The sequence below is a fragment of the Pseudofrankia sp. EUN1h genome, from assembly GCF_001854645.1.
Taxonomy (GTDB): domain Bacteria; phylum Actinomycetota; class Actinomycetes; order Frankiales; family Frankiaceae; genus Pseudofrankia; species Pseudofrankia saprophytica.
This window is the reverse complement of the sequence record NZ_MBLN01000068.1, coordinates 1-23,291: the sequence shown is the minus strand read 5'-3', so window position 1 is coordinate 23,291 and position 23,291 is coordinate 1. Positions and strand designations below refer to the sequence as shown.

Annotated in this window: 18 protein-coding genes and 1 pseudogene; 11 read left to right on the top strand and 8 right to left on the bottom strand. The window is 69.0% G+C overall.

The features are described 5' to 3' along the window. Nucleotides 1-183 precede the first annotated feature (183 nt). From BCD49_RS27040 to BCD49_RS27020, 5 genes are all read left to right on the top strand, one after another. Entirely contained in the window at nucleotides 184-1,545 is a 1,362-nt protein-coding gene (locus BCD49_RS27040) for an ABC transporter substrate-binding protein (protein WP_007507773.1), read from the top strand. Next, nucleotides 1,505-4,039 carry an MFS transporter gene (locus tag BCD49_RS27035; protein ID WP_131803574.1) on the top strand — a complete coding sequence of 845 codons (2,535 nt, stop codon included), beginning with the start codon at nucleotides 1,505-1,507 and terminating at the stop codon, nucleotides 4,037-4,039. Before BCD49_RS27040 ends, BCD49_RS27035 begins: the two co-directional genes overlap by 41 nt. Next, complete coding sequence (locus BCD49_RS27030; RefSeq protein WP_007507775.1) at nucleotides 4,036-6,903, top strand: ABC transporter permease subunit; 2,868 nt, start codon at nucleotides 4,036-4,038, stop codon at nucleotides 6,901-6,903. Before BCD49_RS27035 ends, BCD49_RS27030 begins: the two co-directional genes overlap by 4 nt. 84 nt (nucleotides 6,904-6,987) lie before the next feature. Beyond that, nucleotides 6,988-7,524 (top strand): hypothetical protein, encoded by a 537-nt coding sequence (locus BCD49_RS27025; RefSeq protein WP_007507777.1) that lies wholly within the window; start codon nucleotides 6,988-6,990, stop codon nucleotides 7,522-7,524. A gap of 698 nt (nucleotides 7,525-8,222) precedes the next feature. Beyond that, nucleotides 8,223-9,284, top strand: a complete 1,062-nt coding sequence (locus BCD49_RS27020; protein WP_007507779.1) for a hypothetical protein — start codon at nucleotides 8,223-8,225, stop codon at nucleotides 9,282-9,284. A gap of 115 nt (nucleotides 9,285-9,399) precedes the next feature. On the opposite strand, the gene BCD49_RS27015 is transcribed toward BCD49_RS27020, so the two are convergent. The 6 genes from BCD49_RS27015 to BCD49_RS26990 form a co-directional block, all read right to left on the bottom strand. Further along, nucleotides 9,400-10,161, bottom strand: a complete 762-nt coding sequence (locus BCD49_RS27015; protein ID WP_007507781.1) for an SDR family oxidoreductase — start codon at nucleotides 10,159-10,161, stop codon at nucleotides 9,400-9,402. Nucleotides 10,162-10,285: 124 nt separating this feature from the next. Further along, the gene (locus BCD49_RS27010; RefSeq protein ID WP_027141163.1) at nucleotides 10,286-11,443 is read right to left on the bottom strand and encodes a thiolase C-terminal domain-containing protein; all 1,158 of its coding nucleotides are present in this window, start codon (nucleotides 11,441-11,443) and stop codon (nucleotides 10,286-10,288) included. Beyond that, nucleotides 11,440-11,886 (bottom strand): Zn-ribbon domain-containing OB-fold protein, encoded by a 447-nt coding sequence (locus tag BCD49_RS27005; RefSeq protein ID WP_007507784.1) that lies wholly within the window; start codon nucleotides 11,884-11,886, stop codon nucleotides 11,440-11,442. The genes BCD49_RS27010 and BCD49_RS27005 overlap by 4 nt, the downstream gene beginning before the upstream one ends. Before the next feature lie 149 nt (nucleotides 11,887-12,035). Then, complete coding sequence (locus BCD49_RS27000) at nucleotides 12,036-13,244, bottom strand: CaiB/BaiF CoA transferase family protein (protein WP_007507786.1); 1,209 nt, start codon at nucleotides 13,242-13,244, stop codon at nucleotides 12,036-12,038. Next, entirely contained in the window at nucleotides 13,244-14,494 is a 1,251-nt protein-coding gene (locus BCD49_RS26995) for an amidohydrolase family protein (RefSeq protein ID WP_007507787.1), read from the bottom strand. Before BCD49_RS26995 ends, BCD49_RS27000 begins: the two co-directional genes overlap by 1 nt. A 257-nt stretch (nucleotides 14,495-14,751) precedes the next feature. Continuing rightward, on the bottom strand, nucleotides 14,752-15,177 hold the full coding sequence (locus BCD49_RS26990; protein ID WP_007507789.1) for a hypothetical protein: 426 nt from the start codon (nucleotides 15,175-15,177) through the stop codon (nucleotides 14,752-14,754). 629 nt (nucleotides 15,178-15,806) lie between these two features. Here BCD49_RS26990 and BCD49_RS26985 point away from each other — a divergent pair. The 6 genes from BCD49_RS26985 to BCD49_RS26955 all read left to right on the top strand — a co-directional run bounded on the left by BCD49_RS26985 (nucleotide 15,807) and on the right by BCD49_RS26955 (nucleotide 21,461). Beyond that, on the top strand, nucleotides 15,807-16,523 hold the full coding sequence (locus BCD49_RS26985; RefSeq protein WP_007507791.1) for a TetR/AcrR family transcriptional regulator: 717 nt from the start codon (nucleotides 15,807-15,809) through the stop codon (nucleotides 16,521-16,523). 564 nt (nucleotides 16,524-17,087) lie between these two features. Beyond that, on the top strand, nucleotides 17,088-17,570 hold the full coding sequence (locus BCD49_RS26975; RefSeq protein WP_027141162.1) for a DUF4352 domain-containing protein: 483 nt from the start codon (nucleotides 17,088-17,090) through the stop codon (nucleotides 17,568-17,570). Nucleotides 17,571-17,749: 179 nt separating this feature from the next. Then, a complete protein-coding gene (locus BCD49_RS26970; protein ID WP_007507796.1) occupies nucleotides 17,750-18,730 on the top strand; it encodes an ABC transporter ATP-binding protein in 981 nt (326 codons plus the stop codon). Next, nucleotides 18,727-19,545 carry an ABC transporter permease subunit gene (locus tag BCD49_RS26965; RefSeq protein ID WP_007507798.1) on the top strand — a complete coding sequence of 273 codons (819 nt, stop codon included), beginning with the start codon at nucleotides 18,727-18,729 and terminating at the stop codon, nucleotides 19,543-19,545. Before BCD49_RS26970 ends, BCD49_RS26965 begins: the two co-directional genes overlap by 4 nt. A gap of 69 nt (nucleotides 19,546-19,614) precedes the next feature. Beyond that, nucleotides 19,615-20,793: a sensor histidine kinase gene (locus tag BCD49_RS26960; protein WP_007507800.1), complete on the top strand. Its 1,179-nt coding sequence runs from the start codon at nucleotides 19,615-19,617 to the stop codon at nucleotides 20,791-20,793. Continuing rightward, nucleotides 20,790-21,461 carry a response regulator gene (locus BCD49_RS26955; RefSeq protein WP_198939465.1) on the top strand — a complete coding sequence of 224 codons (672 nt, stop codon included), beginning with the start codon at nucleotides 20,790-20,792 and terminating at the stop codon, nucleotides 21,459-21,461. The genes BCD49_RS26960 and BCD49_RS26955 overlap by 4 nt, the downstream gene beginning before the upstream one ends. Here the strand turns inward: BCD49_RS26955 and BCD49_RS45945 are convergent, their stop codons facing one another. Both BCD49_RS45945 and BCD49_RS26950 read right to left on the bottom strand, forming a co-directional pair. Continuing rightward, on the bottom strand, nucleotides 21,462-21,590 hold the full coding sequence (locus BCD49_RS45945; protein ID WP_269799843.1) for a hypothetical protein: 129 nt from the start codon (nucleotides 21,588-21,590) through the stop codon (nucleotides 21,462-21,464). Between the two features lie 143 nt (nucleotides 21,591-21,733). After that, nucleotides 21,734-22,443 (bottom strand): annotated as a pseudogene (locus tag BCD49_RS26950) (IS6 family transposase). Nucleotides 22,444-23,291 lie beyond the last annotated feature (848 nt).

The window sequence follows — 23,291 nt, the reverse complement described above, 5'->3', positions numbered from 1 at the left end:
GACCGAGTGAGTTCTCACTTGTAGTGTCCGGCATCACATTGACAGAGGTCTTCGACGCGAGGACGGAGCGAAATGGCTGATCAGGGCAACAATGGCGAGGCCAAGAGGCGCCTTGGCCGATGGCGCGGCCCGGTCCGCCGGTCTCCYGTCGGGAGCGGTACCCGGAGGCCGAGGTCCCGACGAATGCGTGGCCGGCAGGCCGGCGCGCTCGCCATCGCGGTGGCAGCCGCGGTGACCATGACCGCCTGCGGCTCGTCCGGGAACGCCTCCTCGGGCTCGGGCGGGACCGCGTCGGCGGCCTCGGGTGCGCCCATCGAGATCGGCATGCCCTTCCCCTCCAACCTCCAGGCGTTAGCCAAGCTTCTGGGCGGCTCGCTGGGGTCGAGTGGCGCGGCGGCACCCACAGATGAGGAGACGAAGGCCTACTACCGGGCGCTCGCCGACTATGTGAACAACCACGGCGGGCTGTTAGGCCGCAAGATCCAGCCGGTGTTCTACCCGCTCGACGCGACCAGGGCCGCGGGCGACTCCTCTGAGCAGGAGATGTGCACCCAGTTCACTCAGGACCATCACGTGTTCGCCGTGATGGACCTGCCGAACCACACCGACACCATCGTCTCCTGCCTGCAGTCCGCGAACGTCATCGCCTTTGACGCCGCCGGCGGAAGCCTCGCCGCGGACGACACCTACTTCGAACAGCACCCGCTGTACGCCACCGCGGGCGCACTCAGCCTCAACCGGGCGGCGGCTCTCCAGGTGAACAGCCTGTTCCAGGGCGGCTTCTTCGGGCAGAACTCCAAGATCGGCCTCGTGGGCTACAACACCGATCCGTTCACGCGCGCCATCGACGAGTCGCTGAAGCCCGCGCTCGCCAGCCACGGCCTCACGATCACCGACCAGCAGCTGGTGAAGCCCACGTCGGGAGTCAACGACATCGGCCCCACTCAGCAGGCGATCAGCAGCGCCGTACTTCGCTTCAAGCAGCAGGGGATCGACCACGTCCTGTTCCTGGATACCCAGGGCGGCACGCTGCGGCCGTTCACCCAGGGCGCGTCGACCCAGAAGTACTTCCCGAAGCTGGGCTTCACGACCAATGAGCTGCCCGCGCAGCGGGCGTACGCCGGGAACAAGACCGACCCGGACCAGGAAGTCCGGTACGCGAACGCGATGGCGGTCGGCTGGTACCCGTCAGCCGACACGGTCAACCCGCCGATCAACACCACGGGCGCCCTGTGCAACAAGATCATGGAGGCCTCGGGCGCGAGCCCGTCACAGGCCCATTTCTTCTGGAACATGTGCGACCAGCTCTTGGTCTTCACGGCAGGGGTGAACGCGGGTGGAAAGCTCACGCCTCAGGACGCCATGACGGGACTTGGGAAGGCGAAGAGCATCCCGAGCGCGGAGCTGCTCGGACCGCCCGACTACTCCGGCGGCCGCCGCGACGGCGTCACCGTCGCCAAGCTCCTGAAGTACACGCCCAGCTGCACGTGCTTCCAGTACAGCGGTGGGCCACTACCGGCCAGCGCGTTCACGGCAACCAGTTAGCACAGCAGGGCGGCGGCGGTCGTCCGGCCCGTTCCGGGCTGGCGACCGCCGCCGTGCTGATGCCCGCGACACCCAGCAGCGACAGAGCGTCCGGGAGAGATCTAATGAGCAACAGCTGGTCCTTAGGCACCGCCCCACTTGGCCCGGTGCCATCGTCCTGGACCGCCAAGGCCGGCTTCCGCCCGGCGCCGTCGGCGCCGCGCGGAGCCTGGGCATGATGACGGGCGACGCAGGCGTCGTGAGCGCGGCCCACACCGAGCACGCCACCGCCGCCGCGGACTCGGCACCGGACGGCGACACGCCCGACGTCATGTCGGGCGTCATCGCTMAGGTGCACCAACGGCGAGCCGAGGGAAGACGTCTACTCATCGCCGGAGCCAGCGGTGAGGCCGGGCGGGTCCGGCCCCTGGGAGCCGACATCACCGCTTCAGGTGCCGGCTGGTATCTGCTGATCGCGCTGAGCCTGTTCGCGGCGCTCGACGAGGCGACGGCGTACCTGGTCACCGCGCTCGGCCCCGACATCAGCAGCTCGCTGGGCGTCGACGCCAGCACCTACGCCATGCTGGCGACCCAGCGCCAGACCTTCGTCGGGCTGACGGCCCTGCAGTTCGCGGCGATCTTCTACAAGCGCAGCCAGCGCATCATGATCTCCAAGAACCTGGGATTCCAGTATGGCCCGTCGCTGGTACTGGGCAGCGTCGTGACGTGGGTGCCTGCGATGACGGCCGTGATCGGCAGCTCGGGGGCCGGGGCCGCGGTGGTCTACTCCGCCCACCGTCCGATGATCATGGATGCGTATCCGCCCGCGGTGCGGTTGCGGGCGCTGAGCTTCCACCGCGGCGCCGGCGTCATCGGCGCGATTCTCGGCCCGGCCCTGGTCGCGATCCTGGCCGGACCGGTGGGGCTGTCCTGGCGCGGCGTCCTGTTGGTGGCCGGCGTCGTCTTCCTCGCGGCATCACTCGTTGGCCTGCGCCTTCGCGAGCCCGGCTACGGACGCCACGACTCCGACCAGGTGGCCACTTTGATGCGGGCCGACCGGTCCGGGCCGCAGTCGGGTCGGGAGGACGCCACCGAGCTGACGTTCTGGGAGGCGCTGCGGCGGGTGTGGACGATCCGCACCGTGCGGAGGCTGCTGTCGGTGTGGGCCGTGCTGGGGGTGGCGGTCAACCCGGTCGTCACCTACCAGGGGTTCTGGCTGAAGGAACAGTTCAGCCTGACGACCTCCCAGCGCGCGACCTTCTTCGCCGCGAGCTGGCTTCTGGCGCTGCCAGCGCTGTGGTACTACGCGCGTCGAGGAGAGAAGATCTGGCAGCGGGAACCAGCCCGGTTGGTCAGGATGGTCGCCTGGGCGCTGGTGTTCCTCGCGGGCGGCCTCGTCCTCGCCGTGATCCCCGTCCTTTGGGTGAGCCTCGCCGGCTTCTCCATCGTGTTCGCCTCCGAGGCCGTCGCCGTCGCGGCGCTGAGCCTGGTCATGATGTCGATCGTCCGGCCACGGGCCAGGTCGATCGCCGTGTCGCTGGGGGCGATCTACTTCGGGCTGGTCGGCGGTGAGGGCGGCACCATCCTCCTCGGCGACATCGAGTCCCGATACTCGGCCGCCGCGGCGATCGCCGCGCTGGTCGTGCCCGCGCTGGGCGCCGCCGCCCTGCTGGGACGCAGCGCGAAGAGCGTGACCGGAGACCTGGACTCGGTCGTCGGCGAGATCCTCGAGGACGAGGGGGTTCGCGATCTGGCCCTCAACGGCCGGCAGAAAGCACCCCTGCTCGCGTGCCGCGGGATCGACTTCTCGTACGACCAGCTCCAGGTGCTCTTCGCGGTCGACTTCACCGTGCGCGACGGCGAGATGCTCGCCCTGCTCGGCGTCAACGGCGCGGGGAAGTCGAGCCTGCTGAAGGTGATCTCCGGCCTCGGAATGCCCAGCGCCGGCTCCGTGCGACTACGAGGCCACGACATCACCTATGTCGACGCCGAGAAGCGGGTCAGCCGTGGGATCACCCAGATACCGGGCGGCCGGGCCGTATTCGGCCCGCTGACCGTGGCCGAAAACCTGCGAGGTCTGGGTTTCAGCCTGGGCCGGGACAGGAAACGCCTCGACGCGGCCATCGACGAATGTTTCGAGATGTTCCCGAGGCTGGCTGAGCGACGTAACCAGCCGGCGCTGACGCTGTCCGGCGGCGAGCAACAGATGCTGGCACTCTCGAAGGCTTTCATCCTGAAACCACAGCTGCTGCTGATCGACGAGCTGTCGCTCGGGCTGGCGCCGATCGTCGTCGACCGGCTCCTGGACATGGTTCGCCAGATCAATGCGGCAGGCACCGCGGTAGTGCTGGTCGAGCAGTCCATCTCACTCGCGCTGAGTGTCGTGGACCACGCGTACTTCATGGAGAAGGGCCAGGTCCGGTTCGACGGGTCCTCGGCGGATCTGCTGGCCCGTGACGACCTGCTCCGCGCGGTGTTCCTCGGAGCAGCCTCTCAAGGCGGGAACGGCGCATGACATCGATCTCTGCACTGCCGGACGTAGCGGTCCACGGGTTCCACCTGCCGCTGTCGGCTGTCGTRCTCGGCATGCTCTCCGGACTGACGTTCGGCCTCCTGGCCGTGGGCCTGGTCCTCATCTACCGGACGAGCCGCATCATCAACTTCGCGCACGGCCAGATGGGTGCCTTCGGCGTCGCGGTCCTGAGCCTGCTCACCCACAAATACCATGTGCCCTACTATGTGGCGCTGATCCCTGGACTGGCGGCCGGCGGCCTGGCCGCGGGGGCAACCGAGCTCGTGGTCATACGCCGTCTACGGAACACCACTCCGGTCATGAGCATCGTCGCGACACTGGGCGTCGGCGCGTTCCTGACCGAGGTCGCCTCGGTGGTGGACTCCAGCGCCTTCAGCGGGGTGACCCTGCCAAGCCCTCCCGGAATGCCGGTGATCAACCTGGGCGACCTGCGTATCGACGAGGCCTACACGGCCATGCTCATCCTCGGTCCCGCGACGGTGGCGGCGCTCACCCTCTTCCTGCGTTACAGCCGCTTCGGGCTCGCTATCCGATGCTCGTCCGCGAACCCGGAATCGGCCAGGCTGGCCGGTATCTCGACCCAGAACATGTCCAGCCTGTCCTGGGTCATGGCCGGTGTCCTGTCCGCGCTGACCGCGCTGCTGGTGATTCCCGCCTCCGGATTCTCCTCGTCCACTGATTTCGGGCCGCCGCTGCTGCTGCGGGCGCTCACCGCCGGCGTCATCGCCCGGATGTACAGCCTGCCGATCGCCTTCGGCGCCGGCGTCCTCATCGGAGTCGTGCAGCAGGTCGTCCTGTTCAACTACCCCAACTCCGACGGCCTGCCCGACCTGGTGTTCTACGTCCTGATCCTCGTCGTCCTCCTGAGCCAGCGAAGCGCGCGCGGACGGGCAGAGGAAAAGGGCAGCTGGGCTTCGGTCGCGTCCTGGAAGCCACTTCCGGCCAGGGTCGCCCGGCTGCCCGAGGTCAGAGGCTTCCGCTGGGGACTCACCGGGATTGGCCTGGTGGTGGCGCTGCTCCTCCCCCTGCTGGTGTCGAACGCGAGCGCGGTCTCCCTCTCGACGGTGATCGCGTATGCCATCGTGGGCGTGTCGGTCGGCATCGGAACGGGACTGAGCGGCCAGCTAAGCCTGGGCCAGTTCGCGGTGGCCGGCGTCGGCGCCGTCGTGTCATTCCACCTCGACTCGAGCGTGCCCTTCCCCCTGGCCCTGATCATCGCCGCCCTCGGCGGAGCCGCGATATCCCTGGCCATCGGGATTCCCGCGCTCCGGCTCAAGGGCCTCATGCTGACCGTCACCACACTCGGCTTCGCCCTCATGGCAAACGGCTGGGGACTGGAACAGAACTGGGCRCTCGGCGGCGGGACGCGACCAGAGCGCCCCGCCGTGTTCGGGAAGGCCCTCGACACGGGCCGGTCCTACTACTACGTGGCGCTCGCGGCCTTCCTCATCGTGCTGCTGATCGCCTGGAACGTCCGCCGCCTGGCCTTCGGACGGGCTCTGCTCGCGGTCAGGGACAACGAGAGCAACGCGCGCGCCTTCACCGTGCGGGTCACCCGGCTCAAGATCCAGGGGTTCGCGCTGGCCGGATTCATCGCCGGCTTCGGCGGTGCCATCTACGGACACCTGCTGAGCAGCGTCGACGCGTCCACGTTCTCGGTGCAGGCGAGCATCGATACCGTCGCCATGACGGTCATTGGTGGAGTCGGACTCCTGATCGGACCGCTGATCGGCGCGTTCTACGTCATCGGCCTGCCGCGCTTCCTCCCGTTGGACGCGGCGGGCATCGCCGCGACCGACCTCGGCTGGCTGATCCTCATCCTCTACCTTCCGGGCGGCATCGCGCAGGGACTCGAACCGCTGCGAACGCGCTACGTCCGGTGGGCCGCGGCCCGCCACGGCCTCGACATCGACACCGAGAAGCCGATCCTCTCCGAGAGCGCGCGCGCCGGCAGACTCGCCGTGGTCGTGGAACCTCGCCAGGCCCCGGCCAGGCCGCACACCGCGCTGCTGGACGTCCGCGGCCTACGGAAGAGCTTCGGCGGCATCGCCGCCGTGCGGGACGTCTCGCTCTCGGTCCACCAGGGAGAGGTGGTCGGCCTCATCGGCCCCAACGGTGCCGGCAAGACGACCACCTTCGAGCTGATCAGCGGATTCACCCGCCCGAACCAGGGCCAGGTCCACTTCAACGGCGACGACGTGTCCTCGCTAAGCCCCGAGCGGCGGGGCAGGCTGGGACTCATCCGCTCCTTCCAGGACGCCGCCCTGTTCCCGACGCTCACCGTCGCCGAGACGGTACGACTCGCGTTCGAGCCGCGCCTGGCCACCAGCTTCTCGCTCTCGGTCCTCGGCCTGCCCGGGACGGAAAAGGAGAAGGCCCGACGAGCGAGCGACCTGGTGGACATCATGGGGCTCGGGTCCTACCGGGCCAAGCAGATCCAGGAACTGTCGACCGGCACTCGGCGGATCACCGAGCTGGCCTGCATGATCGCCCTGGCGCCGACGCTGCTGCTGTTGGACGAGCCGTCCTCCGGCGTCGCCCAGCGCGAGACCGAAGCGCTCGGCGTCCTCCTTCGCCGGCTCAAGGACGAACTAGACCTGACCATGCTGGTCATCGAGCACGACATCCCGCTCATCATGGGCATGGCTGACCGGGTCGTCGTCATGGATGTCGGAACGGTGATCGCGGACGGATCACCGGACGAGGTCCAAGCCGATCCGCTCGTGATAGACGCCTATCTCGGGGCCAGCGCGACCGTGCTCCACCGTTCGTCGTCGGTACCCCGACCGGCCGCGGTCGAGACCGCCTCCGAGCAGCCCTCCACGGCGATCGCCCCGACCGTCTAGATGAACACGAAACCCGACGCAAGGGCGGATCCGCCCGACGGCGACGCAGCGCGACACGACCTCCAGGCGCGGGAGTGCGACGGCATGACGGCACGACAGCAGACAGATATCCACCGGAACGCGCGGTCGCGCATCAGGGCTTCCGCCCTGGCTCTCGCGCTGGTCGTGGCGGCCGGTGTCCTCACCGGCTGCCGCGTCACCGGTCTGGTCTTCACCGCCGGGCAGATCCGCATCACCAGCCCGGGCGCCTCGTCGACGGTGTCGGAACTGCCCATGAAGATCACGTGGACCGCGGGGAACCTGGCGCGGCCGGGCGACCAGTTCGCGGTATTCCTGGACCAGCCAACCATCCGGCCGGGCCAGAACGTGCTGAAGCTCGTCCCGGAGTCCTGCCGAAACCTACCCACCTGCTCCCGCGAGCAGTTCCTCAGACAGGCGAAGGTGTGGGTCACGAAAAGCCCCGCGCTGGTCCTGGACAGCATTCCTCGGGCGAACCCGATCGGCGACAACCGCGAATACCACTCGGTGACCATCGTGCTCGTGGACCAGTCCCTGAAACGGCTCGGAGAGCAGTTCGCCTCGATCGACTTCATCTACCAACGAGGAGTCATCAACTTCTGACCACGGATACTCGCGCCCCAACGCCACGCCGCCCGGCCGCCTCGCCGTAAGAAGGGATCACGGCCGGCGCGGTCACGCGTGAGGAAGGCCCGGCTCCGATCGCCGCGCGCTGTCGTCGGAGCAGGCCACGGCGGCGGCGATGATCTGCTGACCGAGTTCCTGGCGGCGGTTCCGTCGGGCTCCTACCTGTCCCGTCCCATCTGACGACCGACGGGCCGCCGGCCGACGGCGTCACCCACACAGTCCGCGCCGGGGCGGTGCTGCCGCGGCAGTTGAAGCCGGAGCCGGCCGCCTTCGAGATCCCCGCGGTCTTCGACCTCGCCGGACGGATAACTGATCGGCCATCGCCGACCACGCGTATCCGTGGCGGCCGCTGGATCGGTGGCTCCGCGGCACCGTGGATCGACGACTGACCAGCGCCGTGGCTGAACCGCCAGGACGCCTACAGCGCTGGTCTTACGCTCCCACAATAGATCAGCCCGCGGTCTGATGTACGCCTCACTGCCGGTGGGCGTTAATGGCCTGGTCAAAACGAGTTTTTCTCGGGACCGGGAGCGGTCAGGTCAATGCGGATCGGGTGAGATCCCAGGATTCCTTTTCTTCGTGGCCCGCGTGGTGCGTACCTGGATCTCGACCTCGTTCGACCACTCGACCTACGGCCACGAAGACGCGGGTGTACCCGTGAGAGAGGAACCAGAGTGGCCGACGTCGACGATCAGCGCCCGACAGTGAGGCCGCCGGTTACGACGGTCGACAGCAGGCCGCGGGATGCAGAAACGGTCCCGCTGAAGATCAGACCCCTTCCGTTGCCACTGACGCACCCCGACCGGCCGGCCGCCGCACCCGTGGAGGACCGCAACGGCGCCGCGCCCAAGCGCCGCGGCCTGGGCCGGCGAATCGGCGCCGTCATACTCTGTCTCCTGGGTTGCTTCCTGTGTGCCGTGTCGCTCGGCGCGCGCTGGCTGGACGGCGAGATCCTCAACACCAACCAGTATGTGAAGAGCATCGCACCGCTGGCGAGTAACACCGATGTGCAGGAGGCTATTGCCCACCAGGTATCCAGGGCTCTGGGCGAGCAGATCGGCCAGGAAAAAGACGGGAAGTCGCGCGGTACCATTTCCGAGATTCTCGGAACCGGCGTCGAGAAGGTGAGCTACCAGGTTGTTCTGAGCTTCGTGAAAAGTGGCGCGTTCAGAACGGTCTGGATAGATATCAACAGGACGGCGCACGCGCAGCTGGTGGCCGCGCTCAAGGGCAGGCCCGGCAGCATCCTCTCGGTCGGTGGAGACGGCACGCTGACCCTTGAACTGAGCCCGGTCATCGTGGCTGTCGCGCAGCAGCTGTCCGGCCTGGGGCTGGCCAGCGATCAGCTGGACGAGATCTCGGTGAAAATGACTGTCGGGTCCATCCCCGGGATCGGGCGGGCCCGCGAGGCCGCGCTGTGGCTGGCTCGCGCGGCCGTCGGGCTGCCCCTGCTCACCGTTGTCGTCCTGGCTGGCGCGGTCGTCTGCGCGGTCAACCGTCTCAGGATGCTGATCGTCGTGGGCGTCGCGGTGATGCTCACGGCCGGTGCTCTCGCGCTGCTGCTGACGGTGGGCCGATCGCTCATGGTGAGCAACGTGTCCGACGGCGATCTGCGTGGCGCGGCGTCCGCCGTCGTCGACCAGTTCGTTGGTCCGCTGCGCGTGGGGATCTGGTGGACGGTGGCCGGCGGCCTGACCGCGGCGCTTGCCGGACTCGGCCTGACCACGGCGCGGTGACGCGGTTACGCCATCCCCTGGATGAGACACGCGGGATGAGCCGCGCGCTCGGAGCCGGGACCGGCGGGGATCGCGGCCGCGATCCCCGCCTCGGTTTCCCCGGTGACGCCCGGACCTAGCGGATGGGGCGGGAGAGGCGCGCCACCCACTCGTCGTAGTCGGTCCCCTTGTCGACCAGCGACTGGGCGTCCGCGGGATCGGTCAGAATGAGGAACCGCTCGTCCGCCAGGCCGCGTACGACAACCTCCGCGACCTGCTCCGGCGTGAGCGCCATCTTCATCACCGGGTGGTCCTCGGGAAAGCCGCTCTCGGCCAGCATGCGGGTCAGCATCGCGCCCGGGCAGAAGCACGAGACCTTCACGCCCTGGGGCCGGTAGCGGACGGCCAGCCATTCCGACAGCGCGAGCGCGGCGTGCTTGGTGACCGCGTACTCCGCCTTCTCCGGCTGGGTGGACAGCGCGACGGAGGACGCCGTCTGGAGCAGGTAGCCGTCCCCACGCGCGACCATCTCGGGCAGTACCTCGCGGGCGGCGTAGAGGTGGGCCAGCACGTGCAGCTGCCACATGGTGTTCCAGAGGCCGTCATTCTGGAGGCTGTCCGGCGGCGGCGGGCCCGCGATGCCGGCGTTCGAGTGCCAGATGTCGATGCGCCCGTAGGTGTCGCGCGCGAGTTGTGCGACGGCCTTGACGTTGGCCTCCGACTTCAGGTCCGTGGCGAGGCCGACGGTCCCGATCTCGCTGGCCACCCGCTCGACGCTCTCGGGCTCGATGTCGGTGACGACGACCTGGGCGCCGTCGGCGGCCAGCCGTCGCGCGATCGCCTCGCCGATGCCGTTTCCCGAACCGGTCACGACCGCGATTTTGCCCGCCACGTCCATGCAGATCCTCCTTACGCGGTCCCGGCTGGCCGAGCCGCTCGACGTGTCCGCCGGTCACACCTGCCCGACCGGCGGTGGTGACTCCGCTCCAGGCAGGGAAGGCCTAGGTCCCAGCTCCGCCCGGTCACCCGCGGGTGAGAATCATGGCTCCGCACTGGAGGTAGAGGCCGCTGGCCACGACTGCGACCTTGGCGTCCGGCACCTGCCGCTCGCCGCACTGCCCGCGCAGCTGCAGCACCGCCTCGTTGAGGAAGCTGACCCCGTGCAGCCGTCCCTCGGCGAGCTGGCCCCCGGCGGTGTTCATTGGAAAGTCGCCGCCCGGCCCGACGCGTGAGCCGTCGCCGATCCACTCGCCGAACTCGCCGCGGCCGCAGACGCCGAGCGCCTCGAGCCAGGACAGCGTCACCGATGTGAAGCCGTCGTAGACCTGGGCGACGTCGACGTCGTCGAGCGTGACCGACGAACGCTGCCAGAGGCGGTGCGCACAGTCGAAGGTGCCGCCGTAGAGGTAGTCGGTGTGGAACGTCCAGTCCGCGCCGCGCCCGGTTCCGTACGACATCGCGTCGATGAGCACCGGGGTCTGGCGTAGGTCCGCGGCCCGTTCGGCGGTGGTGATGACCGTGGCGACCGTGCCGTTGATCGGGTAGTCGCAGTCCAGCAGGCGCAGTGGCTCGACGACGGCCCGCGACGACAGGTAGTCATCCATGGTGATCGGCTCACGAAGCACCGCCCGCGGGTTGAGCGCCGACCACCGCCGGGCGTTGACCGCGATGTGCCCGAAGTCCGCCTCCGACCGGCCGTACTCGGCCAGCCAGCGCCGCTTCTTCAGCGCCATCTCGACGAGGATGCCGCCAAGATATCCGTAAGGGGTGAGGAACTGGTTGCGGCCGGGAATCTCCCGCGGCCCGTCGGCGACCCCGCCGGTGTGCCCGGCCGCTTTAGTCAGGCACCGGAAGACCAGGGCCGTCTCGCAGGCACCCGACGCGACGGCCATGACGCCGGCGAGCACGCCGCCCAGGCCGGACGGGTTCGTCGGCATGATGTCGGCGAACGCGGCGAGATCGGGGATGCCCAGCATCCGGGCGGCGTCCTGGGCGCCGGGGGACTCCGGCCCGAACTTGTACTCGAAGATGCCGTCGACGTCCGCGCTGGTGAGCCCCGCGTCGGCCAGAGCGCTGGTCACCGCGCCCAGCAGCAGCGACGCAGGCTCCGGCTCGCCAGCCCTCGACAGCCCGGAGTATCCGACACCGACGACCGCGACGTCACGAGCCAGCGAGCTCACCGGGCCGCCGTCGCGAGCCGGAACTGCGGCAGGGAGACTGTGAGACGCCATTCGAAGACGACCTCGACCGGCAGCCCGCAGGTCAGCGGTGCTGATTCCGGCACGTCCACCAAGTTGGCGACCAGCCGCAGGCCGGCCTGTTCGACGAGCTCGACGAGCGCGACGACGTAGGGAACCGCGCCGACGAAGCCCGTGTGCAGCGGGCGGGCGACGACCGCGTACGAGTAAAGGAAGCCCCTACCGCTGACGTCGGTGTGCTCGAGCTTCTCGGACTGGCAGCGCAGGCAGCACACGTCCGGCGGATACTGTAGTTTCCGGCACGCCACGCACCGCTGTAAAACAAGCCGGCCGGCTGCCGCCCCTTCCCAGAAGAAGCGCGAGATCTCGTCGGGCCGCGGGACCGGGCGAGCGGCCCCGGAACCGACCGCCGTCTGCTGTGTCACGTCACATGACTCCTTCGCTAGGAGTTCGATAAGTGGCCGAAGGCGCCGCCGCCGGCGGGCCGGGCGCCCTCCTGCGTCGCCCGGCAGGCAGGGCTGGACCTGGCATCGCTGTCACCTCCGCCGTGGACCGGCCGTCTGCGCACGGCACGTCAGTTGACAACGCCCTTGATCTTGAGGTGCACGACGCGATCCCAGTCGGCACCGAGCGCCGCCAGGATCTCGTCGGTGTGCTCCCCGGCCGCGGGCGCCGGCGAGAGGCTCGGCGGCTGCTCGTCGAACTGGGCCGGACCAGCGACGAGCCGATGCCGGGCCGATCCGTAGTCGACCTCCGGGAGATAGCCGTTCGCCACGATCTGCGGATCGTCGAGCAGCTCCGAGGCCGACTGCACGACCGCCCAGACGCCGGTCAGGCCGTCGAGGCGCGCGCGCCACTCGTGCAGCGGACGGGAGGCGAACACCTCGTCCAGCTCGGCCATGCACGCCCCGACGTTGGCCGCCCGGTCCGAAGCCGTGATGAAACGGCTGTCCTCGGCCAGGTCGGGCCGGTCCAGGCATGCGCAGAACTCGGGCCAGTAGCGGTTGGCCTGCAGCATGGCGAACCAGATCCAGCGCCCGTCGGCCGTCTGGAAACAGCTACTGAGTGGGTTGACCGCCTCCTGCCGGCGCAGTGGCGGCAGGCCGTCACCGGTGAGCGCCGCGGCGCCGATGTCCGGTCCCATCACCCAGGCGGCGGTACCTAGCAGAGACACGTCGATGACCGACGGCTCACCGTTCCGCTCCCGGCCGAACAGCGCCGCGGCGATCGCGCCCGCCAGCGACAGGCCGCTGATCCCGTCGCCGAACGACGGGCGCGGTCCGACGGGCGCCGTCGCGCCCGGCGGCGTGAGGTGATGCGCGATCCCGCCGCGTGCCCAGAACAGCGCTGAGTCGTAACCGCCGCGTTCGCGCTCCGCTCCGCGGTCGCCAGCGCCGTGCGCCCGGGCGTAGATGATGCCAGGGTTGGTCGCGCGCACGTCATCGACGTCGAGCCGTAGGCGCTTGCGGACCTGCGGGAGGAAGCTCGTCACGAAGACGTCCGCCTCGCGGATAAGGCCATCCAGCAGCTCGCGCCCCTCCGGCTGGGCCAGGTCGACCCCGAAGCTGCGCTTGTTGTGGTTCGCCTGCTCGAACATGAAGTTGATCCCGAACTCGCCGGGCAGGATGCCCGAGGTCGTCAGACCGCGCAGGGGGTCACCGTGCAGCGGGTGCTCGATCTTGACGACATCGGCGCCCCACTCGGCGAGCAGCGTCGCGGCGGACGGCGCGAGCCACCACTGCGCGACCTCGACCACCTTGACGCCGCGCAGGACCTCGCGCACTAGAACCCGCTCCGGGCGCCGGCCCGCAGCTGCCTGGTCGACCTTATGCTGACGTCCCAGCCGGCGGCCTGCTCCCGCAGCGCGCCGACGGTCGCCCGGTCGCGCGGAACGTGGGAGAACGCGTCGAATCCGAAGTGGCGCAGCGCGTTCAGGTGGGTGATCTTGTTGATCTCGTCGTCGGCTAGGCCGCCGAGGTATTCCATGGCGCGCTCGGGTGAGTGCGGCCAGGTGGTGTCCGAGTGCGGGTAGTCGCACTCCCAGGTGATGTTGTCGAGGTTCAGATGGTGTCGGTTCTCGACGCCGACGCGGTCGTCGATGAAGCAGAGGATGACATGCTCGTTGAAGATCTCGGACGGGAGCGCGTCGCGCAGGTCCATCCCCGACCAGTGCCGGGTATGCCGGTAGATGTAGTCGATGCGCTCGGTGAAGTAGGGGATCCAGCCGATGCCGCCCTCGGAGAGCGCAACCCGCAGCGCGGGGAACTTCCGGAACAGCGGGCTCCAGACGAGGTCTGCCGCCGCCTCGATCAGGTTGACGGGGGATAGCGAGTAGACGCACTCGATAGGGGCGTCCGGCGAGGTCGTGGGCACCGTGGAGGACGAGCCCAGATGCATGCAGACGACCGTTCCCTCCTCCTCGCAGGCGGCGAAGAACGGGTCCCAGTAGTCGGTGTAGAGGCTGGGCAGGCCGAGAGCGTGCGGGTTGGAGGAGAACGTAACCGCGTGGCAGCCCTTGTGAGCGAGCCGGCGGACCTCCTCGGCCGAGGCCTGTGCGTCCCACATCATCGGCAGGCCCAGCGGAAGGATCCGGCCCGGATAGGTCCCAGCCCACTCGTCGACATGCCAGTCGTTGTAGGCACGCACCATCGCCGCAGCCTGGTCGCGGTCCGAGCCGGCCTCGGCGAACAGCTGGCCACAGAACCGCGGGAACGACGGGAAGCACATCGATGCGAGCACGCCGTTGGCGTTCATGTCGAGCACCCGGGCGCCGATGTCATAGCAGCCGGACCGGATCTCCTCGATCGTGGTCGGCTCCCGGCCGTACTCGTCCATCGGGCGGCCGGCCACCGCGTTGAGCGCGACGTTCGGGATCTCCAGGCCCTCGTAGCGCCAGGCCATCGTGCCGTCGTCGCGGCGGACGAAAAGCGGCGCCTTGTCCGAATATTTCCGGGGCAACCGGCCGCGGAAAAGATGAGCCGGTTCGACGACATGATCGTCGACACTCACAAGAATGAGATCATCAACATTCACTGGGTACTCCTGGCGGCGGATGGCCCGAGTGTCGCGGGAGTCGTGTCGGACCCCGGCATGGGAGAGCCGAATCGGGCATGGAGCGTCGATGTGGAAATGCGTTCTCCACCGGTGGCCGGGTGTGCCTGAGGCTCGTCTGACCTCTAGTCGAGCCTCGGGCGGTTGCCATTAGCGTCTGGGTTACGGTCGACGGCTGCCAAAGTGAACGATCTATCGGTTTGGTCCCGGGGCGCCCGCGGCCGCGGGCGCCCCGACCGTCAGGAGGACCCGGCCCCGGCCTGACTGGTGGCGTGCGAGGTGACGGCCGCGACCAGCTCTTCGAACATCACCTGGTAGACCTCCGCCCGCTCGTCGACGAGCCGGTGCGGCAGGTAGTCGGTAACCCAGGTCAGCCGGGCCGACCGAGTACCGACGGCGTCKACCCGCATCTCCGCATGGTGGTACTCGGCGCCACTCAGCGCGGGCACGGTGTACGACGCCCGGCGGCGTACCGGGTCCACGGTGAGGTTGCGCTCCCACACCTCCTCCCCGCCGGGGATCGTGACAACGCGGTACTCGCCCTCCCGCCGCTCGGCCACGCAGGCTGAGAAGACATGGACCTCGGAGCGGGTGTAGCGATCCACGAAGTCCCACACCAGCTCGGCGGGGATATCGAGGACCGCCTCGAAGTAGATGCTTCCCATGTTTCGCTCCGTTGCTGTCGTCTGGACGGGAAACGCTGCCCGGCCGAGCCGGGCGTCGACGTCGGTCGCCTTCCTGGCGGCGCGGCGGCAATCGGTCGCACGCCAGATTCTCTTTTCCGAGAAACCAAATCCAGCTGTGCGGATATGCCCGGAAATGGGGCCGGAAAATGAGACCTCGATTCGATCGAAGCGCGTCCACGTCATGCGTTCAGGCCGACTCCAGGCGGTCATCAAGATCATATATGGCGGGGTCGAGGGTGCTGTCCGTGCACGGCGGGGCGTTTCGGCTCGGCCCGCCGAGCGGGGCTGGTATCGGCCGGAAACAGATGCCGCTGGTGGCGCTGACCCGATGAGATGGACCTTAGGCGCCGCCGATCGGAGTGTCAACAACTCTTAAGCGTCGAGCTTTAAGAGCACGGTGGCGCACGGATCGGCCGACGCCAGGTGCGCCCGCCGGTCGCGGCAGGCGGTACTCTAGGGGCGCCGGGCGCCGCCCCAGAACCCGCGCGGCAGTCGAGGGGGCCTGGTGCTCGTCGCCGGGCGAAGAGCGTCTGAACATCGTCGGCAAATGGCGGCCTGATACGCTGCGGCCGCGCCGAGTCGTCCGTTCAACTGTCTGGGAATGTGCGATGCCAGAACCTCGACGTCGAATCTCGAGCGGTCCGATCTCGGGGGAGAGACGGCCGGGCGGCCGAGACCGGCTCAACGCCAAGGGCTCCGCGACCCGCCAGGTGCTACTGGAGACGGCCGAGCGGTTGTTTGCCGAGCACGGAATCGCGATGGTCCCGTTGCGCGACGTGGCTGTCGCCGCAGGCCAGCGGAACAACGCCGCGGTCCAGTACTACTTTGGTGATCGCGAAAGCCTGCTACGCGAGATCACCTCGTACCGCGCCGCGGCGAGCGAGGCGAGTCGAGTCAGGGCACTCGCCGATCTGCTGGCCGGCGACGGGAAGCCGCAGGTTCACGACCTCGTCGACGCGTTCGTCCGGTCGCTGGCCGGTCACGTCGAGGAGGACAATCACTACCTCGGGTTCCTCTCACGCTACATCGTGGAGCGCGGCGGGTACGCCGGCCTCGAGGGAGTGGTCTCCCCGACCACGGTCGAGGCGTTCACGAGCCTGCTGTACGAGCTACTGCCCGGACATGAACGGCCCGTTCTGGACGAACGCTGGATGCTCGTGATGACGACGACCGTCCACACGCTGTCCCGCTACCAGATCAGCATGCGCACGGATACGGCGCAGGCGTCGGTCCGGGACCTCCTCGGCGATCTGGTCGAGTTCCTCGCGGGCGGCCTAGCAGCGCCCTGCCGGCAGCCGGCCGCTCCGGCACGGTTGCCGGACTGACTGGCCGAAGCGCACGCGCCGGCCGCGCGAACCCGGATCCCGCACCGAGTGGCCGCCGGTCGTGCTGATGCGAGGTGAGCACTGCTCGGGCTGGGCCTTCGTAGCCCCGGCCGTGATCGATGATCACCGAGTCGCGACGCCTGGCCGCGGTGGGCCCTGACCGGTTGCCGGGTCTCCGGCCTTGTCCACGGCGGGAGTCAGCTGCACATCAACAGCCTGAACGCCTCGTCGACGGTATCGACGCTGCCGCTTGCGGTGACCTGGACCTTCGGAACGCGGGCCCGGCCGGGCGACCAGTATGCGGTGTTCCTGGACCAGCGGACGATCCGGCCGGGCCAGGGCGCGCTGAAGCCGATCTCGGAGTCTTGCCGGAGACTGCCCACCTGTTCTCGGGAGCAGTTCTTCCAGCAGGCCCAACGTGTTGCTCGCGCCGGTCCCGGACCGCTACCGCGTGCGCTGTACAGCGGCAGTCGTACGGCGTGCGGAGAAGTTCAGAAGCCCGAGCCTGCGCTGCCCGCCCCGCCTGTCGGACCGGACAGGCGACGTTGGCGTCGCCGCGCGCTGGTGGGCGCTCTGCTGGTGCTGGCGATGGCGGCCTGCTGGCTGTCCGCCATCGCGCTGGGCGGCCGGCCCTCGAACGCGCCCACCAGGGAAGCGGCGAGCCCGTCGGCCAGCCCGAGGCTCACGCCGGCCGGCGCGGCGCCGAGCGCGACAGCGCCGGCCGGCGCCTTCCAGGACGGGCCGCTGGAATTCACGGTGGACAAGGTCGAGTGCGGGGTAACGCAACTCGGCGAGGGCTTCCTGGCCTGGCGTCCCAACGGCCAGTTCTGTCTCGTCGCCGTGACAGCCCGCGACGTCGACTCCGCCGCCCCGCAGCTGCGGAGCTCCGACCAGTACGGCTTCGACTCGGCGGGCGGCCGGCACACGGCCGACTTCGCGGCACGCTTGTACGAGCCCGGCGAGACGATCTGGAGACCGGTGAGCCCCGGCTCATCAACGGCACGCTCGGCTTCGACGTTCCCGAGCAGACCACGCTCCAACGGCTAGAGCTGCATACGAGCTTGTCCAGCGCTGGCGTGTCGATCCTGCCCTGAGCAGGTACATCGGAAGTCGTACGCGGCCGCAGGAAATCAGCCCTCCGGACCACGCGGGGTCTGTCGCGGCTGGGCGTTAATGGAGCAGCCGCACGAAAAAGACGGATGCGAAGACAGGCAGCGGAGGATTCGGTGATCGAAGCCAGCGGGCTAAGTAAACGGTATGGCGAGAAGATGGTCGTCGATAACCTCTCGTTCACCGCCCGGCCAGGCCGAGTCACCGGCTTCCTCGGGCCGAACGGCGCCGGGAAGTCGACGACGATGCGCCTCATCCTCGGGTTGGACCACCCCACGTCCGGCACCGTGACGGTCAACGGCCGGCCCTACGTCGAGCACCCAACGCCGCTGAAGCAGCTCGGCGCGCTGTTGGAGGCACGGGCCGTGCACACCTCACGGTCCGCCTACAACCACCTCCGGGCGCTGGCCGCGACACACGCCATCCCGGATTGGCGGGTCTCGGAGGTGATCGACCAGGTCGGCTTGAGCGAGGTCGCGCACAAGCGCGCCGGAGCGTTCTCGCTGGGCATGGGCCAACGGCTCGGCATCGCCTCCGCGCTGCTCGCCGATCCCGCCGTGATCATGCTCGACGAGCCGGTCAACGGGCTCGACCCCGAGGGCGTGCGCTGGGTTCGGAGCCTGCTGCGCGACCTCGCGAAGGAGGGCCGCACGGTGCTGCTGTCGAGCCACCTCATGAGCGAGATGGAGCTGACCGCCGACCATCTGATCATCGTGGGCCGCGGCCGGCTGCTGGCCGACATGTCCATGGAGGAGATGCACCGCGCGGCCGCGACCGACGATGTGCTGGTCCGTACCGCGGACGCCGAACGGCTGCGCCAGGCCGTCGCCGGGCCGGGCGTGACGGTGACGTCGAGCGAGCGCCAGGTGCTTGAGATCGCCGGGCTCACCTCGCACCAGATCGGCAAGACCGCGGCCAGCCTCGGCCTGGTCCTCGACGARCTGACACCCCGGCGAGAAACTCTTGAGGAAGTCTTCCTGAGGCTCACAGCCGACGCCACGGACTTTCACGCCGGTGCGCAGAACACCAACGCTCAGCATGCCAGAGCTCGGCGCATCGGCGTTCGCCTCCCGGCTCACCGAAAGGCAAAGAAGTGACCGCTCAGACCATCACCGGAAGAGTCGGGAGGCCCGTTCCCGTCAAGCCTGTCCGGATCCAGCACGTCATTCATTCGGAATGGGTGAAAATATCGACGCTGCGTTCGACGTGGTACGTGCTCGTCGCGACCGTCATCGGGATGGTCGGGATCGGGGCGATCGCCGCCGCGGTCGGCGCCGCCCACTGGGGTTCTATGAGCGCCGCGAACCGGGCCACGTTCAGCGCCGTCGACACCAGCCTCACCGGCGTCGCGCTCGCCCAGATGATTATCTCGGTCCTCGGTGTGCTGCTGGTGACCGGTGAGTACTCCACCGGGATGATCCGGTCCTCGTTGTCGGCCGTTCCGCGCCGGCTCAAGATGCTGGCGGCCAAGCTCGTCGTGGCGGGGGCGCTCTCGGTGGCGGTCAGTGTCGCCGGTGGCATCGTGGCGCTGCTGGTCGGCAAGGCGCTGCTGGGCTCGCACGGCGCGCTGGACGGCTCGGACGCCGTGAGATCGTTGCTCGGTTCCGCGTTCTACCTCATGTCGATCACTGTGTTCGCAGGCGCGGTCGGCTTCATCGTCCGCTCGACCGCTGGGGGCATCGCCGCCGTCCTCGGGCTGCTTCTGGTGCTTCCTGTTCTGGGAGCGGTGCTCCCGCAGAGCTGGCAAAACGAGCTCCTGCCGTTCCTGCCGACCAACGCCGGCAACGCTGCCTACGCGATGCACCCGTATGACAACTCTCTGTCTGCGGGAGCTGGGTTCGTCACACTCTGTGTATGGATGGTCGTCGCGTCCGTCACGGCAGCCCTGCTGCTGCGCAAGCGCGACGCATAGGCTGCTCGGCGGCGGTCTGACGTGCCGGCGGATGGTCGCCCGCTAGGGCCGACTCAGAAGGGGTTTCGGATGGACGGCGGGGCGAGGTGGTGGGCGACCGCGCAGAGACGGTGGCCGTGGCTCACCGACGTCGCCATCCTGGGGTTCCTCGAGCTCGACACCATCGCCGACTGGGTCCAGCACCGATTTCCCTGGTGGGCCTGGCTGCTGGCACAGGCGCTGATCATGCCGCTGCTCCTGCGTCGGCGCCACCCATTGGCGGTGTTCACCGTCATCGCCGCGTTGGTCGTCGTCCAGGACCTGACCCGGGTGCATCTGACGGCGGCCTACGCGCTGCTCGTCGCGGTCTACACGATCGGCACGCACGGAAGAGATCGCTTCCGGGCGGCGAGCGCGGTGCTGGTCGAATCCGTCGTCGTCGTCGCGTCGATCCAGCTCAGGCCGCTCGGCGGAAGCCTGGTCGGCTCCCTGGTGTTCCTCAACAGCATCGTCGCCGCGGCGTTCTTTCTCGGCACGACCGTGCGCAACCGCCGTCGATACCAGATTTCGCTGGAGGACCGGGCGCGGCGGGCGGAGCTGGAGCGTGACCAGCAGGCGCAGCTCGCCGCGGTCGCCGAACGGACTCGCATTGCCCGGGAGATGCACGATGTCATCGCGCACAGTCTGTCCGTGGTGATCCGGCTGGCGGACGCCGCCGTCGCCGTCAACGGGACCGACCACGGCGAGGCGAACACCGCCATGGAACAGGTGGCGACCACCAGTCGCCAGGCGCTCACCGAGGTCCGCCGACTACTCGGCGTCCTGCGAGAGCCGACCCCGTCGGGCGCGCCCCCCGTCATCGACCTGGCGCCGCTGCCTCGGCTGGACCAGCTGGAGAAACTGCTTGACGACATTCGCGCCACCGGGCTTCCCATCCGGCTCGTCACGACAGGCACCCCGCCCCAGCTGCTGGACACGGCCGAGGCCACCATCTTCCGTCTCGTCCAGGAGAGCGTCACGAACGTCATCAAGCACGCCGTGCACGCGACCCACGTCGACGTCGAGCTGTGCTGGCAGCCCGACGAGGTGGGCATCACGGTCCGCGACGACGGGGTGCCGCGGGCGGTCGGGACGACGCCCGGCGGCCACGGGCTGCGGGGCATGGTCGAACGCGTCACCCTGTACGACGGCAGCCTGACCTGGGGGCCTGCATGGCCGCGCGGCTGGGAGCTGCGCGCCACCATGCGACTGGACCGGGCGGCGGCGTGACCATCACCGTCGTCCTCGTGGACGACCAGCCGCTGATACGGATGGGTTTCCGGATGCTGCTCAACGCCAGCCCCGACATCCAGGTGGTCGGCGAGGCCGGTGACGGGGCCACCGGGGTGACCATCACCAAGGAGCTCGCGCCGGATGTCGTGCTCATGGACATCCGGATGCCCGGCACGGACGGCGTGGCGGCCACCCGCCGGATCTGCGCGGACGCGACCGCCAGCCGGGTCCTGGTCCTAACCACGTTCGACCTCGACGAATACGCGTTCGCCGCGCTCAGGGCCGGCGCAAGCGGATTCCTCCTCAAGGACGTGCGCCCGGAGGAACTCCTCGACGCCGTGCGGRCCATCGCCGCCGGCGACGCGGTTGTCTCTCCCCGGGTCACCAGAGAACTTCTCAACCAGCACGCGGCCAGCCTGCGCCTCGGCGACGAAGCCACAACGGAAGCCGACCCGACGGACGCGCTCACCCGGCGGGAGCGGGAAGTGCTCCTCGAGATCGCGGCCGGGCTGAACAATGCGGAGATCGCGCAGCGCCTGGTGCTATCCGAGGCGACCGTCAAGACTCATATCACCCGCATTCTCGCCAAACTCGACCTACGCGACCGGGTTCAGGCCGTCATCTTCGCCTATCAACACGGCCTACTGCGCCACGACACCCGGTAGCTAGTCGGAGCCGGGGCGATCGGCGGCCTCGGGCAGGGCGTCGCCCTGAACCAGCCGTACATCGAACGACTCATCGACAACCACCGGCTGGTAGTGGTCGGTCGAGGCCGGCCAGCGGGACAGCGACACGCCATGGTCCTCCGCAGCGGTCGTGACCGTGATGTCACCCCGATCCTGCGCGTCGGCCGTGCCGGGCCGACGCTCAGGGACCTCGCCGGGCTCTGTTGCATTGAGCTGGTCCGGGGTAAGGCTCGGGCGGGCTGGTTGCGTGGTCACAGAGCCAGGGCGAGTTCGGTGAACGCTGTTGCGAGTCGGTGATGGGTTTCGGCGTCGGTACCGAGTTCGTCGTGGCGGCGGCGGAGATTCTGGGCGAAGGCGTGCCCGGCGCCGATCGCTAGGGCGGAGCGTAGCCGTTTGAGCCCTCGCATCGGCCGCAGCCGGGCCTTGAGCCGGCCGTGATCGGCTTCGACCTTGTTGTTCGCGTACCGGGCATCCACGTGGTGGGCGGCGGGGAGCTGCTCGTCGAGGACTCGCGGGTAGGCGGCGGCTCGGTCGGTGGTCACCTCGACCGGCCGCCACCCGTGTGCCAGTGCCCGGGTGAAGAACCGGCGCGCCGCCGCCAGATCGCGTCTTTCGGAGGCGAGGACGTCGATGACCTGGCCGAACTGGTCGATCGCCCGGTACACGTACGTCCAGCGCCCGGCGACCTTCACATACGTCTCATCGGTGAACCACCTGTCGCTCGGGCTGTGGCGGCACGGCCGGGCCGCGTCGATCAACAGCGGCGTGAACCGCYGCACCCACCGGAAGATCGTGACGTGATCGACGTCGAGGCCGCGTTCGGCCAACAGTTCCTCGACGTCGCGGCACGACAGGGCGAACCGCAGGTACCAGCGGACGCCCAGAACGATCACCTCTGGCGGAAGCGGAACCCGGCAAACTCCGAGGCCGGGACGACAGCTTGTACACGCCGACGATGCACTACTCGATCATGCCTGAGCGGATGGCTCGACCGCTGTGTCCCGCCAACGCAACAAAGCCCGCCTTGGATCCGCCTGTACCCCCAGGTTCGGTTCTCGGTCGCGAGCCGTTCGATCAGCGCGGCGATCTCCGGGGCGAGCGGCGGTCGTCCGGTCCGGTGCGCGTAGGTCCACTTCCTGGTGACCAGGCGTCGATGCCATCGTGGAACCGTGCCAGGGGTGATCAGCCGGTGCAGTCGAAGCCTTCGCGGCAGGAGCCGGATCAGGGCGGCGAGCAGGGTCCGGTCGGCCCAGTCCCATCTCGGCGATGGCTGGGTACGGCGCAGTACCGCGGCCTCGTGGCGAAGCACGAGCAGTTCGATGTCCTTCGAGGCGGACGACCGGCTGAGCAGGACGAGCCAGCCACACACCCGAGCGAAGATCAGGTAGAGCAGGTGTACGGACATAGGTGACCATCATGCCGACGGCCGGCCCGGCGCATCGGCCCAGCTCACGGGTCCAGGCTGACTTTCCGCACCCCACAGGTCCCAACTCACCACCCGCTGGCCCGCAGACCGCATTCCCGAGATCGAACGACGCTCCACCCCGTTCTACCCCACCCGCCCAGACCTGCTCGTCATCCGCAGCGGCAACATCGACGCCCACCCCCCGCTCTGAGATAGCCGCCTGGTCCGTGACCGCCGCACCGGGCAGCCCGATCCGCCTGGCCTGCCAGGGGCGAGACCGTCTGTGGTCACTCGTCGAACTGGCGGGTCATTAGAGGGTTAGTGAGGGCACGACGAACCGCGACCGTGGCCGGGTGGTCCTCGCCGAGGATCTCCCGGCGCCGGGCCAGCACGCTCTCGAACAG